This window comes from Phormidium sp. CCY1219 (assembly GCF_035615515.1).
GTDB lineage: Bacteria > Cyanobacteriota > Cyanobacteriia > Cyanobacteriales > Laspinemataceae > CCY1219.
The window spans coordinates 23,721-38,001 of the sequence record NZ_JAJENT010000564.1 but is presented as its reverse complement, the minus strand read 5'-3'; the positions used below and the strand labels follow the sequence as shown (position 1 = coordinate 38,001).

The 14,281-nt window shown below is 53.0% G+C and carries 12 protein-coding genes; 4 read left to right on the top strand and 8 right to left on the bottom strand.

The annotated features are described in order from the left end of the window. Positions 1-221: 221 nt before the first annotated feature. On the bottom strand, positions 222-431 hold the full coding sequence (thiS, locus tag LKK83_RS15610; RefSeq protein WP_324632139.1) for a sulfur carrier protein ThiS: 210 nt from the start codon (positions 429-431) through the stop codon (positions 222-224). Beyond that, positions 424-1,536, bottom strand: a complete 1,113-nt coding sequence (locus LKK83_RS15605) for a thiamine phosphate synthase (protein ID WP_324632138.1) — start codon at positions 1,534-1,536, stop codon at positions 424-426. Before LKK83_RS15605 ends, thiS begins: the two co-directional genes overlap by 8 nt. A 276-nt stretch (positions 1,537-1,812) precedes the next feature. Here LKK83_RS15605 and LKK83_RS15600 point away from each other — a divergent pair, with 276 nt between their 5' ends. Beyond that, the gene (locus LKK83_RS15600) at positions 1,813-3,492 is read left to right on the top strand and encodes a DUF1565 domain-containing protein (RefSeq protein WP_324632137.1); all 1,680 of its coding nucleotides are present in this window, start codon (positions 1,813-1,815) and stop codon (positions 3,490-3,492) included. Between the two features lie 82 nt (positions 3,493-3,574). On the opposite strand, the gene LKK83_RS15595 is transcribed toward LKK83_RS15600, so the two are convergent. Both LKK83_RS15595 and dapF read right to left on the bottom strand, forming a co-directional pair. After that, positions 3,575-4,726 (bottom strand): hypothetical protein, encoded by a 1,152-nt coding sequence (locus LKK83_RS15595; RefSeq protein WP_324632135.1) that lies wholly within the window; start codon positions 4,724-4,726, stop codon positions 3,575-3,577. A gap of 55 nt (positions 4,727-4,781) precedes the next feature. Next, complete coding sequence (gene dapF / locus LKK83_RS15590; RefSeq protein WP_324632133.1) at positions 4,782-5,645, bottom strand: diaminopimelate epimerase; 864 nt, start codon at positions 5,643-5,645, stop codon at positions 4,782-4,784. Between the two features lie 261 nt (positions 5,646-5,906). Between dapF and LKK83_RS15585 the strand changes: the two genes are divergently transcribed. Further along, positions 5,907-6,119: an Hfq-related RNA-binding protein gene (locus LKK83_RS15585; protein WP_324632132.1), complete on the top strand. Its 213-nt coding sequence runs from the start codon at positions 5,907-5,909 to the stop codon at positions 6,117-6,119. Between the two features lie 299 nt (positions 6,120-6,418). On the opposite strand, the gene LKK83_RS15580 is transcribed toward LKK83_RS15585, so the two are convergent. Then, positions 6,419-8,761, bottom strand: coding sequence for a cation:proton antiporter domain-containing protein (locus tag LKK83_RS15580; protein ID WP_324632131.1), 2,343 nt, complete (start codon positions 8,759-8,761; stop codon positions 6,419-6,421). Between the two features lie 773 nt (positions 8,762-9,534). Here LKK83_RS15580 and LKK83_RS15575 point away from each other — a divergent pair. Both LKK83_RS15575 and LKK83_RS15570 read left to right on the top strand, forming a co-directional pair. Next, the gene (locus LKK83_RS15575) at positions 9,535-10,368 is read left to right on the top strand and encodes a M23 family metallopeptidase (RefSeq protein ID WP_324632140.1); all 834 of its coding nucleotides are present in this window, start codon (positions 9,535-9,537) and stop codon (positions 10,366-10,368) included. Between the two features lie 210 nt (positions 10,369-10,578). Continuing rightward, positions 10,579-11,136: a late competence development ComFB family protein gene (locus tag LKK83_RS15570; RefSeq protein ID WP_324632130.1), complete on the top strand. Its 558-nt coding sequence runs from the start codon at positions 10,579-10,581 to the stop codon at positions 11,134-11,136. 342 nt (positions 11,137-11,478) lie between these two features. On the opposite strand, the gene LKK83_RS15565 is transcribed toward LKK83_RS15570, so the two are convergent. From LKK83_RS15565 to LKK83_RS15555, 3 genes are all read right to left on the bottom strand, one after another. Further along, entirely contained in the window at positions 11,479-11,976 is a 498-nt protein-coding gene (locus LKK83_RS15565; RefSeq protein WP_324632129.1) for an ureidoglycolate lyase, read from the bottom strand. Between the two features lie 68 nt (positions 11,977-12,044). Continuing rightward, a complete protein-coding gene (locus LKK83_RS15560; RefSeq protein WP_324632128.1) occupies positions 12,045-13,043 on the bottom strand; it encodes a homogentisate phytyltransferase in 999 nt (332 codons plus the stop codon). A gap of 328 nt (positions 13,044-13,371) precedes the next feature. After that, positions 13,372-14,235: a methyltransferase domain-containing protein gene (locus tag LKK83_RS15555; RefSeq protein ID WP_324632127.1), complete on the bottom strand. Its 864-nt coding sequence runs from the start codon at positions 14,233-14,235 to the stop codon at positions 13,372-13,374. Positions 14,236-14,281: the final 46 nt, after the last annotated feature.

Here is a 14,281-nt window from a genome sequence, read left to right as displayed (position 1 = left end):
CCTCCATTTCCCCTGGCTCTCATCCCGACGCTCACCAAGCACGGGTAGAGCGCGGGGCTTCCCGCCGAGAAGCTAATGTATCGCTTTCTTCGCAAAGCAGACATCGGGCTGACGAAGGATTCCGGGGAGAATTACCGAACCTGGGGTGAAAAAACCGAGATAGAGAACGGACAACTCCCAAGCAAATTGCCTCCCCCAGGGTGGAAGATGGGGAGGGACGACTAGCCGCCACCGACGATGGTAACGATTTCGAGGCGATCGCCCGGTTGAATTTCCGTTTCGCTCCAGAATTGGCGGTGGAGGATTTCGCCATTGTACTCCACCGCCACCAAACGGGGATTCAAGCCGATGAGTTCCAGGAATTGAGGCACAGAGGTTCCTGGGGGGCAACTGCGAGGTTCGCCATTAACGTGAAGCGAGATTTCAGACATGAGACTGAGGGTGACGTTCTTCGAGAGCTTTCAGGTTTTGGATGCGAGTAATTTGCGAGAGGAAATACTGAGTGACCAACGTGGGTTGTTCCGCCTCCATAATGGCGCGCACCACAGCCACGCGATCGGCACCGGAGTCGAGGACTTCATTGAGATTGTGCATATCGATTCCGCCGATCGCGAACCAAGGAATCGGCGAATTTTCCGCCGCGTATCTGACATAAGATAAACCCGTAGGTGGTTTGCCTTCCTTGGTGGGGGTTTCGTAAACCGGACCGACCCCAATATAGTCCACCCCTTCAGCGATCGCCCGTTCCATTTCTTCCGGATTGGTGGTCGAGCGACCGATCAAGCGGTGAGGACCGAGGAGCTGACGAGCTAGGGAAGTGGGAACATCATCTTGACCGAGATGGACGCCATCAGCATCTACAGCCAAAGCCAGGTCCACGCGATCGTTCATAATAAACAGCGCCCCGTAATCGTGACAGATTTCGCGAAGTTTTTCAGCATTCCGGAGGCGTTGAGCGTCATTTGTATTTTTGTCACGGTACTGAACTAAAGTTAAGCCGCCCTCTACCGCTGCTTCTATAATCGAGAACAAGCGATCGCTAACGGAGGTGACCAAATACAACTGAGCGCGCTCGAGTTGCTGACGACGGCGGTAAGCCAATAAATAGCTTTCCAGGGAATAAACCTGATAGCGCATCTGCTTAAACAACCCACCCATTTGCGGGTGATAAAGCTTGCCGTATTCTTCCAGCACGCGCAGGGCTTCTTGCACTCGGCAGAAATTCGCCTGTAATAGGGTATGAATGCTTTCGCGCCGTTCTTCCATTGGATGAGTCAGATCCGTGCCCGGATCTCCGGGGGTATTGCGGGCCGCCCGCAATTCCGGACTATGCCAGCGCCCGAGTTCCTGGCGCATCTCCTTGCATTCATTAGCCAGGGAACCGCTTTCGAGGCCAAAGCGACACCATTCTTCGAGAATTCGCAAGCCTTCGCGAGCGCGGTCTAAATTCGCATCTAAAATGCGGCAAAGCGCGGGCTGTGCCTGTGGAGTAACGAACTCCGGCACCTTAGCGAGACCGCTGTGTTTTTCACCCATTGCAACCCCCATTCATTTGTTCGGTGGTAAGCATCAAGTTTGACATTTTCTAGCCGAGTGAAGATCCATCAACTGTAATGAGGTAAATTTGTTCTTATAGACCGAGATTTTTTTATCTATTTTCAGGGATTAAATTATTTTGACATAAAAAATCAACCGGTTCGCGGGTGCGAGGGTAAAACCCCACCGGGCGATCGGTTGACCCCCAACCCTGTCCCCATCAAGAAACGGGAAATAGTTTTGGCGAAACGTTCAACTCAAAATTGGAGGAGAGTCGTGAGTTTCATCAACCCCATTCGATCTCAACTCAACCCGAGTGGCAAGTTAATCCGCTTGGGAGTTGCCACCACAGCATTATTTTGGCTGCACTGGCCCGCTGCATGGGCGCAGATGGCACCGCCGCAGGGGATCGCGCAGAGCGATGGCACCGAGGAGCAAGCCGAAGTCAGCTCCTTGTTTGTCAATCCTAGCAGTGGGAATGACCAGACGGGGGACGGAAGTGAAAACCAGCCGTTCAAAACCATTACCCAGGCATTGCGACAAGCCAAACCCAACACTGAAATCGTACTCGCTCCGGGGACTTACACTCCCGAGAATGGGGAACGGTTTCCCTTAATGCTCAAACCCCAGGTGCGGATTAAAGGGAATCCAGACAAAAGGGGAGAGGGAATCACGATTGAGGGGGGAGGGAATTACCTCAGTCGAAGTTCAGCCAGTCAAAATGTAGCGATCGTGGCGGCGAATGGAACCAGTTTGTCTGGTGTTACCGTGAGGAACCCCCACCAGCGCGGGTATGGGTTGTGGATAGAATCCACGGCGATCGCGGTGATGCAGAACACCTTTACCGGAAATGGCCATGATGGGATTTCCGTGGTGGGGGATGCCACCCCGACGATTCGCGAGAATCATTTCGTGCAAAATGGGGCCAATGGCATGACAATTTATGGCACAGCGCGGGCAGAAGTGCGCGATAACATCGTAGAGCGCACCGGATTTGGCATCAACGTTGGCGGAGAAGCCCAACCGCTGTTGATTGGGAATCAAATTACCGACAATCGAGATGGAGTGGTGATTCACGGTGAAGCGAAACCGATATTGCGGAACAATCGCATCGAGCGAAATCGAGAGCATGGAGTTGTGGCGGTGGGGTCTTCCCGTCCGAACTTGGGAACCACTGCCGAACCTGGGGGCAATGTGGTGCGCTATAATGGAGAGTTAGACATTAACGTGAGCGCCACCGGAGAAATTATTCCGGCATTTGGAAACGAAGTTGCCAGCGATCGCACTGCAGGGCGCTTAGACTTAAACGGGGCGATCGATCCGCAACTGGAAACCACCGTGGCGCGCAACGAACCGCCGCGTCCCATACCGCCGCCGCGTCCCGTTCCTGCCCCTGCGCCAGAACCGCCGTCCACCTCTTCCTTTCCCGCGCCCAGTGCCATAGCGCCGCAATCCGACCCGGCACCGGCTGCCGTCAGCCTTCCGGTGCCCACCGCCGAGAATGCCATAGAAATCCCCGTTCCGCCGCCGCAGAACAGTGCTGCGTCCACCGCGCCACCGCCGCCGACCCGGCAAAATTCAAATCCTCAAATTGGCAATCGTCCCGGCGACACCTTACCCAGCCTGCTACCGGTGCCCGACCCCAACGCGCCGATTGGCAATGGGGGGAGTAGCGTGCCAGATGTGGGAGATACCCGCACTGCCAGCACCGACGGACCGCCGCCGCCGCCCAGCTATGCCGCCACCTTGGGACTTCGCTACCGGGTGATTGTGGAAGCCAGCAGTTCCCGGGAACGCGCCCGGGTGCGGCGGGTGGTTCCGGATGCCTTTCGCACCCGAATCAACGGGCGGATGGTGATGCAAGTGGGAGCCTTTGCTACCCAAGATAAAGTAGACGAAATGATGGAACGGCTCGAGCGCAACGGATTGAGAGGGATTGTGTTAGATATTCAATAATCCCGCTCGAACGCCTCCCCGGAGGGAGGTTCGGCGTCCGAATGAACCTGGCGGGGGTGGAGCAAGGAAAAGCCGATGCCACTTAGGGGTTGGAGGATTGAATTTGCTCCACCACCCACTCAAAGGTTTCGAGCACCTTTTCCAGAGCGCTGTCATCTTGCAGGGTAGACAAGCGGAAACTGGGCACCCGGGTTTCCGCGGGATCGGCGGGGAGAGACAAACCCACGGAACTAAAGCGCGATCGCAACTCGTGCCAGTGGTCTTCCTCATCAAAGGGGGGCTGAGAGGCATAACTGCTGCTGGAAATCACGAATTCCCCCGAAATGCCCACGGTAAACAGAGAAAAAGGCTTGCGTCCTTTTTGCTTTAACTTGGCGGCAAAACCGCCATAAATATCCCCGGTGCCCCATACCACCTCAATGGTGGGTTCTTTGCGCCGCGCCCATTGATGAATCTTGCGCGCCATTTGCGCTTCTTCATACCCTTGTCGGGTTTCAAACTCGTAAAAGAATGACTCTTCATCCCATCGCCGTCTTTCCCGAGTGGCGCTGGCTTTTTTCTGTTGGGCTTCAGCGGTTTGACCGATGACCCGGGGAACCAGGGTTTTGAGACCATCTTGGCTGACGTATTGTTTGATTTCAACCGCCAATACTTCTGTAGGGTCGAGTTGTTCGTTGAGGAATTCCACCACTCGACGAAGTTCCGGCGGAATCTCTTCGGCAACGAACACCAAGCGAAGTTTGCCGGCTTGCAGGTTGGTTTTCACCTTTTGCCAGAAGCGTTCTTCATTGGCATCAGAGCCGAGAAATTCCTCAAAAACCTGTTCGGGATCGCGGTCTACATCTCTGCAATTGGATTCAAACTGGGCGATGATAGATTCGAGGGGCCAGTAAATCAGCACATTGGCGGCATAGTCGAGCATTTGACCGACAATTTCGCGTCGGAAGCGGGTTTCTGGAGAGCTTTTGACTTCCACCAGGGTGGGGATGGCGTTTTGGTCGAGAAACAGATGCTCGAAGGACCACCGCCCATCCGCTTCGTCATCCGAGGGAAGTGGCATTTCCCGGGAAATCAATAACCACTGACGGGGGGTGGCGCGATCGATTTGGTCGCCGGCCACCAGGTTGGGGTATTTTTCCAGTAATTCTTGCAGTCGATCTTCGGTGTCATAGGCTTGTTCGATCATTTCCACAAGCCGATCGTCATCTTGAATGAGGTAAATGCCTCCACCCATTCATTTTCTCCCTTATTGATTGGTTTGGCTTTACGGTTTTTATAGAAAAATCCAGTTAGATCCTGCCCGAGAAGACGCGCTCAGCCGGGCCTGTCATGTAAAGCCGTTCATCGGACGCGGACCATTCCACGATTAAAGAGCCACCGGGGAGTTCCAGGGTTGCCTTGCGATCGCACCGTTGGTTGAGCACGCCGGCCACCAGGGACGCACAAGCACCGGTGCCGCAGGCGAGGGTTGCCCCAGCGCCTCTTTCCCAGACTCGCATTTTTAGGTGTCCCGGTGCAATCACCTGAATGAATTCGGTATTGGTGCGTTTGGGGAAAGCGGGATGATGCTCGAATTGTGGACCTATCTGTGCCAGGGGGATGGCGTCCACATCTTCTACAAAGGTAATGCAGTGGGGGTTGCCCATGCTGACACAAGTGACGGTCCAGGTTTGGCTGGCCACTTCCAAGGGAACTGCGATCGCTTTTTCTCCCGGGGGGGTTAGGGTCGTGGGGATTTCCTCGGCGAGAAGGCGGGGCATTCCCATATCCACGGTGACAAGTCCGGTGCTCGGGTCAAATTGGGGGGCGATCGCCCCGGCGAGGGTATGGATGCGATATTTTTTCGGCGCTTGGGCGGCACTCCCGGGGTCTGAGGTGGCTTCTAAATCGGCCAAGAAGCGCGCAAGGCAGCGGATTCCATTGCCGCACATTTCCGGTTCTGACCCATCGGAATTAAAAATCCGCATGGTGTAGTCCGTGTCGGATCCGGTGGCGGGGAGGGCAAAAATTACCCCATCGGCCCCGATGCCAAAATTGCGATCGCATAGCTGACGCGCCTGCTCGGGGGTTATCATGGGGTCGCAACTGTGACGATTGTCCATCACAATGAAGTCATTTCCAAGACCCTGGTATTTGATAAACTCGATTGTCATTGTGTCTGTGCTGTCCGTTGAGATCTGCGTGATTGCGAATTCCTAATTTTACTGTAAAGTCTCCGTTAAAGGTTAGACTGACTTGCCAGGTTTCGACCCCCCGGCTGAATCTGGCAGGCAAGGTTCGCCGGGACGGGGGAATATGCTGACGCATTCGATCGCGGATATGAAGCGATCGCGAATGTCTCGGCTTTTCCCTGCCCGGAGCGATCGCGTTATTTCGCGTTTTCCAATCCACAAGCCATAGGAACGATCTAGATTATGACTGATTTCGATATTAACCTACCCAGCATTCGCCAAGTTCAAAATATCATTAAAGACAAAAAAGAGGTGGAACTCAAACTCAGCACCGGAGATTTGCTGGCTGGCAAAATTTATTGGCAGGATAAAGAGTGCATTTCCCTGTTGGATCATTACGACCAGCAGACCATTGTCTGGCGACAATCCATTGTTTATCTCAAGCCTAAGTCCTGACCCTTTTCTGGATGAACCGAAAGGGGTTCGACTCCCGAGGGCTACGCAACAGTTTAACGCCAGAGATTCCCCGCATTTCTGATGCTTGATTATCGAGTTTTATAGACTTCACCCTCGGCAATTTTTTCAGAATAAAGCAGAGAAAATTGCACCGAATCATGCTGACAATCGAGCAGGTTTAAATTAGGTAAAACAGGAGTGCGAGCTTCTAGCTCGCGCTTTTTTCAATCGAACGCGAGGCTTTTTCACCGACGAGGGAGAAGCGCTCACCCGGTTTCAGAGGAGTTTTTTTCGCCCCATTAACCCGGATCGGAAGAGATAATTTCCTTGACAGTTTCGCTAATTTGTGCTTTAGCCATTGCCACTGGGGTAGAAGTAGAAGGGGAAGAATCGGCGTTAGGGCACAGCCAGCGCTGGAGGCGTTTGAGAGACAAAAGCTTACCGACAACCAGGAGGCGATCGCCGGCCTGGAGAGTGGTCCCACCGTGGGGAAAGCGAATGAAATGACCTTCGCGACGAATCGCCTGCACCTGCAGGTCATACTCGCGCCGCCAATCCAACTCAGACAGGGTTTTGCCCGGGGCCGGACTCTCCTCGGGGACGTGAAGCCACTGACAGGAGGTATTCTCTTTCGGAAGCGCCACTTCTCCTCGGGCCAACTGCTCTAAAATGGTCAGTTCTTCCGGTTCTCCCACCACGAGAAACTTATCCCCTGCTTCCAACGGGGTATGAGAATCCGGGTAGTCGATTTCTTCCCCATCGGCGCGGCGAATTGCCATTAAGCTGACGCCGCTGATGCGGCGCAGGTCCGTTTGCTCCAAAGTCATGCCGGCGAGGGGAGACCCATCTGGCAAAGCGTACCATTTGCTATTGAGATCCGATGCAGCCACTTGCAATTCGCGAGAAATCTGAGCGGCGCTGCGCGAGGGGCGAAAATCCAGATAGTGGTGATTGCGAATTTGCTCCACATCGCGGCGGATAGCGGGAAGGGGCAGACCGATCGCGAGTAACAGATGAGTCGTCAGTTCCAAACTGACCTCAAATTGGGATTGCACCACTTCCGAGGCCCCAAGCTGATAAAGCAGTTCGATATCGTGGACTTGATTCGCCTGGACCACCACATCGAGATCCGGGGATAGTTCCAGGGCGCGCTTGAGGCAAAGGCGGGTACTCATGGGGTCGGGAAGGGCGATCGCCAGGGTACAGGCGCGATCGACCCCTGCCGCTTCTAGCACGTGTAAAGAAGCCGCATTGCCGTAAATATAGGGAATTCCTGCGGTCCGGAGTTGCTGAATTGCCCGTTCCGATAAATCGATCGCCACACAGGGATAATCATGGGCTTGCAGTAATTGCACCACATTGCGACCCACGCGCCCGTAACCGCAGACTACCACGTGATTTTGTCTGGGCAACTCTTCAGAAGCCGCCACGGGGCTGCTGGTTTCTTCAAAAAACCAACTCAGGCAAGGGACGGTTTCCGCCCAGTTGAGAACTTGCGGCATCAGGCGCAAGACAAACGGCGTCACCACCAAGGTGACAGCAGTGGTGCCCAAAATCAACAAATAAACCGACCGGGGCACTAACCCGATCGCCTGTCCCTGGGCGGTGAGGACGAAGGAGAATTCCCCGATTTGCGCCAGTCCCAACCCCGCTAACAATGAAGTCCGCAGGGGATAGCCAAACGCTCTGACCACGGGGGTAACGATGGCGCATTTGCCCACCAATACCAAAAATACCAATTCTAAAATCAGTTCCCAATGGTTCCATAAAAACACGGGGTCGATGAGCATGCCCACGGAAACAAAAAACAGGGCGGCAAAAATATCTCGCAAGGGTTCTACATAGGTGAGGGTTTGGTCCGCATATTCCACTTCTGAAATCATCAACCCGGCGACAAATGCGCCCATTTCAATGGAAAAGCCAAGATAGTAAGTCACTAAGGCAATGGACAGACATAATGCCACCACGCCGAGGAGAAATAATTCGCGGCTTTCAGTTTTAGCCAGGAGGCGCAGCAAGCGGGGGACGACTAAGGTGCCGAAGGCGATCGCGCCGGCGGCAAACAGTCCGATTCGCAGCAATGCCGAAACTACTGCCATTCCAATGGCTTCTGCGGGTTCGTTCAATGCCGGTAACACGGCCAACATCAGCCCTAATGCTAGGTCTTGCACCACTAATATGCCCAACATCACTTGCCCGTGGGGGGTGTCGGTTTCGTTGCGTTCCATCAGGCATTTGAGGACTACGGCGGTGGAGGAGAGGGATAAAATCGCGCCTAAGAAGATGCCTTGGGTCCAGGAGGTACACCACCCCATCACTACCGAAATAACGCTGGTGACGGCGATGGTGAGGGTAATTTGCGCTCCACCGCCGCCGAGACTGATAAATTTTACTTTTCTCAGTTCTGCTAGGGAAAATTCAACGCCGAGGGCAAAGAGTAATAAGGCGACCCCAAATTGAGCCAGGGTTTCTACTTGAATGAGTTCTTTTATCAATCCCAGACCCGCCGGACCGACGACTATCCCGCCGAGTAAATAGCCGAGGATTGCGGGTTGGCGCAGGATGGAGGCGAACAATCCACCTACAGCGGCGGCACCCAGCATGGTTACTAAGTCGAGGATGAGTCTGAAGTCTTCTTGCACGGTTATTTTAAAATTGAGAGGAAATAGGAGGGTCTATAACAGTTTAGGATAACGATTTTTTGGCGATGGGGAGGGTGGGGCACAAATGTGGAATCGCTCTGGGGGTGTAGGGTGGTAGAAAGGGAAGATTGCCCTGGGGAGGTGTTCGGGGGTGGCAAGTTCTGGTGGGGGATGGAAAGCGCGATCGCCGATGGGTGGGGGGTGAATGAGGGGTAAATCCCACTGGGGAGGATATGGCCTCGGAGCAAACTGATGCTTGTCCAGTTTGTACCTCGGGGAAAGAGAGATTTTTAGCGGGTTTTCCAGGGAAAAAGGGAAAATTTGAACCCCTCGATTTTTCCCGACAGATTGGGACGAAATTTGTAAGATAAGGCGCTAGACAGGGTGGTGGAACGCCGTTTTTGAAGTGGGTTTTTCGGGAACATTGTCCAGAGAAGATTGCCGAGATTGCCACTGTTGCGATCGGGTTTTGACCGAGGGAATCGATCGCTTTTGAAACGGGAGCGATCGTGGTAAAATTTAGGAGTTTTCTTCTTTGGCGGATAAAGCCATTGAAAACGGTACCATTGGGGTGCCAAATCCGAGGAACTCCATTGGAAACAGATTCCACTTTTCACCTAGGCTAGCGAGCAAATATGGAAAAGGCGAACTGAACGATGATCGAGAAGCTGCATTACGAGGAATCGGTAAGGAATGGATGGCGCGGGTGGTTTTCCAGACCGGCCAAACCCACAGGTCAATTGCCGAGAAAAAGTCCGAAGGCTAATTTTTTAATGTTGGCTTTTTCGTTAGTGTTGGCGATCGCAGAACCGGTGCGATCGCTAGAGGTGCGGGTGAGTCCCACGAATCCGCAACTGGGGGATACCCTCTCGGTGAGCATCGAGACGGAAAACAGTGGGGGAGACATTCCTCAGGTTTTGGCGCAAGAGGACGAGATTGAGGCATTTGCCGTGGGGGCGAACCGCTTTCGGGCGCTAGTGCCGACCACGCCGCTGGATCGCCCGGGACGTTGGGTGATTCAGGTGAGTGGGGAAGGGCAAACGCGCAATATTGCGGTGTGGGTGAGCGATCGCGACTTTCCCACGCAATCGATTTGGCTTCCTCCGGGTAAGGATGACCTGCAAGGTACGGACTATGAATTCGACCGGGTGGCGGAATTTAAAGCTCTGGTGACGCCAGAACGGTTTTGGAACGGTCCGTTGCTGCGCCCGAATGGGGGGACGGTAACGACGATTTACGGCGTTCGCCGCTATTATAATGGTGTATTCGCAGAAAACTATTACCATCGCGGTGTAGACTATGCGGGTGGATATGGTTCGCCGGTGGTGGCTCCAGCGGCAGGTCGCATCGCGTTGGTGGGACGAGAATCGGACGGCTTTGAAATTCACGGCAATACCGTGGGGATTGACCACGGGCAAGGCGTGACCAGTATCATGCTGCACTTGAATCGCATAGACGTTCGAGAGGGTCAGATGGTACGGGCCGGTGAGGTCATTGGTGGGGTGGGTTCTACCGGCGCTTCCACTGGACCTCATTTACACTGGGGATTGTACGTGCATGGAAAAGCTGTGGATCCGGTTCCGTGGCGATTTGAGGGAGTCGAATAACTGCGATCGCCCATTCTGGAATGAGCCACTGGCATACCCCCAAGGGCAGAAAAAGGCTTTTTTCTGGAGTTAGATTGATTTTCAGGCGGATTGTAGGGCAAAATCAATCAATGATTGCCCTTTTGACCGGGAAAAGCACGATCGGGCGCGAGCCGGGGAGTTAAAATCTCAGGTCAAATGAAGACAGTGCCGTGGAGCAGCAGAGGCATTATGAGTATCGAAAAAATAGTCGAACAGGCACTACAGGATGGATATCTGACGCCAGCGATGGAAGCGGAGGTGGGAAGAATTTGCAATACCGCCTCGGAACTTTCTATCGAAGAGTACATGGCTCTAGATCGCCTGATGGGATCCCTGTTGACTGGGGAAGTGGTGGTTCTACCACGCAAGCAGTTTATTAACGTGATGGAAGAGTTGGTCCTCTCCGAAGCGATCGCCCGGGTCGCAGAAATTGAGGCGACTAGCGATCGCACTCTGGATGTGGGGGATATCGCCGCCTACGCGCTCAACCGACTCCCGCCGCTTTATGCAACGACGGAAGAAGGTGCGAACTACCAGCGTTCTAGGGCGAAGGAGGAATTGCAAGGACTAATCGCTCAACAAGTGGATGAGGCGATCGCGCGCAACCTGGACCGCCCGGAATTTTTCCCGGAACGGGTGGCGTTAGGCAAAAGTTCTGGCAAGGAAGTGCTTTCCCAAGTCAGCAGCTTGTTACAAACCTATGCTTCTAACTATGAAGCACAACCCAATACCCCGGGTTCTACCTAGTTTCTATTAAAACCAGCCGTTGACGGATTGGGTGGTCAAGCATCTCCTCGGATGGGGGCAGACTACTCCCTCCTACGGTGCCGCTGTTTTCGCCAAGACGCCCTCCCTAGGGCGTCTTTAAATGTTTTACGCTCGCGGTTCGATGGCGGGCGTATCTGTGCTTTTGTGTCGCCGATTCCCACACCACCGTTGGCCAAATTGACCGTAAACCTCTCCTCCATTTAACCACAACTGGGCCGCCGTTTATCTCGGTTTTTCACCCTAAATTCTGCCCTTATAATCGAGGACAACGGCACTGCTTTTTCGGGACAATATGGGGATATCCAACGGGATTTAAAACCGTTAAGATAAGACAATTTCAAACTCGAGATTGTCTTGGGTTTTAAAGTTGTAGGTACCAAAGTCCACGATATTGGTGTCGGTGAGTTCCAAGTTATAGAAATCCATCGCGTCCCAATCGAAATATGGACCGGCGTGCCAAGTGCCCATTTCTAATTTGATAAAGCAATCGCCGGGAATGCGAAATGCCATTAGGCGATCGAGATCCGGGCGATCGCCCTGACTCGGAGGGGCAACGGCAATGAACCAGTCTTTCCCTTCTCGCGCCCCCAAACATTGAGTGCATTCCACGTGGCGGGCGATCTGGTGAAATTTTCGCCCTCTGCAATCCAGGCGCATGATATAAAGTCGCGGCGTGCCGTTTTCGAGGTTTAACTGCGCCTCATTGTTCGGATCGGGTTCGCCATCGGAAGCGGGAAAAATCACTTGTCCGTAATCTTGGAAGTTTTCTGGCGTTACCCATTGGGCGGGCAATTGTCGAAGGGTTTTCGATTCCGTCATTCCTGCATTCCTACTAACAACTTCTAGTGGGCAGTTTCTTTTTTTTAAACCGAGGAAAAAATATCGGTTCAAGCGAGCAAACAAGCCAGAGGGAAAATAATATATTCCACAAAAAACAGCTTCCAAATAAATTGATAGCAACTGGCAATTTGCAGTTTATTGCTTAAATCCACTTGTTGCGTGCGCCACCACAATAAAGCCAAGGCAATTATATGGGAAATGCCGAGAAAAATGGGATTAACGCCCGGCGATCGCAGCAGTCCGAAAAGTGCGATCGCCAGATAACAAACGGTTATCGTCCAGCGGGCTAATTCAAAGACCGATCGCGTGCCCAGGCGAATGGTAAAGGTGCTGATATTGTACTGCTTATCCCCTTCGATGTCGGGGATATCTTTGAAAATCGCGATTGCGAAGGTAAATCCCAGCACAAACAGGGTCAGCGCCCACACCGATGGCGGGATAGAGAGCCGAATTGGCGGCATTTGCGCGAGATGGGTGAACCACAATTCTCCGGTTTTGTCCTGAGAAAGCACCCAAATCCCGTGCAAAAACAAGCCTAAATTAACCACCACGCCGCGCACGGTAAAAATGCAAAAAGAGGCCCAAAAGGGAAAGCGCTTTAAGCGAATTGGCGGTAAAGAGTAAGCGGTTCCCAGGGTCAAACTAATGCCCACGGTGGCTAGCAACCACGGGCCTTGTACCAGCGCCAACACTACGGCTAAAATTCCCGCGATCGCGACGATGACTTGTCCTTGGCGCAGAGAATATTCCCCCGCCGCTACGGGCAAATGCGGTTTATTAATGCGATCGATTTCGATATCTTCGAGTTGATTGAGTCCCACAATATACACATTGCCGCACAGACAAGCAATCCAAGTGCCTAGCACAGGCAGAGAATCCACGAAAGTGACCGCAGTTTCCGAGAGGGCGATGGCGATCGCGTAGAGTCCGAAAACGCTCAAACTGGTGCCGATAATCGTATGCGGGCGGGAAAATTTCCAGAAGGAATAAAGCCACGGGGCATACTGTTGGACTAAATTGGTTTGCGAAACAGAAGATTGGCTCATCTTCACTTTTAATAGTAGGTTAAGGGTGGACGATTGAGCTGAATTGCCAAGGTCTATCTTACCGGATTTTCCGGGGAAAAATTCCCCCGATTGTGGTTTTCGGCTGAATTTGGGCATCAGATTGCGTCTGGATTGCCTGCAAAACGCGGGAGAGTGAAATACTGCCGTGGCTGCTGGTTTACAGATAACTTTTTGGGAAGTTTGGGTTTTATTTTAAGTGAGCCTAGCAGGGGCGATTGTGTTATACTTTACGAGGCAGAGCCTCGGGGGAGGCGTTCCCAGGCAGAGCCTAGGAACGAGTCAGTAGCAGGGGGGTTTAAATTATACTTTATTTACTAGCACAAATTAAACCGTAGCGCACCAAACCGCTTTTGTACCCTTCGCTCATCAGACCGAGAGAGAGCGCGCCGCGAATGGTGTCCCAACCGGAGAATAATAAGCCAAAAATAGCACTGGGGTCGAATGCCGAATCAATCACGATATCCCAAAAGGGAGCTACCGCCGCAGACCAATCTGCAGTGTGAATATTTTGGAAACCACTCTGATGCGCGATCGCCTCATATTCGGGCAGAGAAATCACGTAAGGCAAGTAATAAACCCGATAAATTTCGATGAGATGTCGCCGCTCTTTTTCGCTCAATGGCGGGGCGGGAGGGGTGACGGGACGATGACACCAGGTGGCCAAAATCAAGGTTCCGCCAGGATTGAGTACCCGATAGCATTCTTGCAAAAACTGCTTTTTATTCGGCATATGTTCGCCGCTTTCTAAGGACCATACTAAGTCAAAAGAATTATCGGCAAAGGGCATTTCTAACGCATTGGCGACTTGGAAATTGCAGGGAAGATTGGCAGATTCGGCCCGTTGGGTGGCGCGAGATGCTTGCACGGGACTGAGGGTAATTCCGGTGGCGGTGGCGTTAAATTTTTGCGACAGATACAAAGAACTGCCGCCAATTCCACAACCGACATCGAGAATGTTGGATACCGTTTCGGAGAGATTGCGAGACAAGTTGTCTTCGGTCCAGTGGAGCAATTCTTCGATTAAATCGATCTGAGCCTGTCGCCGCTCGATTTGGCGATCGCCATTTGGGCCATAATAGCCGTGGTGCATGTGTTCCCCCCAGATTTGTTCCCATAAACCGGAGGAAGAATCGTAAAATTGCTGGATTTTTTCGTACAAGTTGGAGGTCATAACAAAGAATAAATGAGGACTAGAGAAGTGGAGGAAGCGCGCGGGA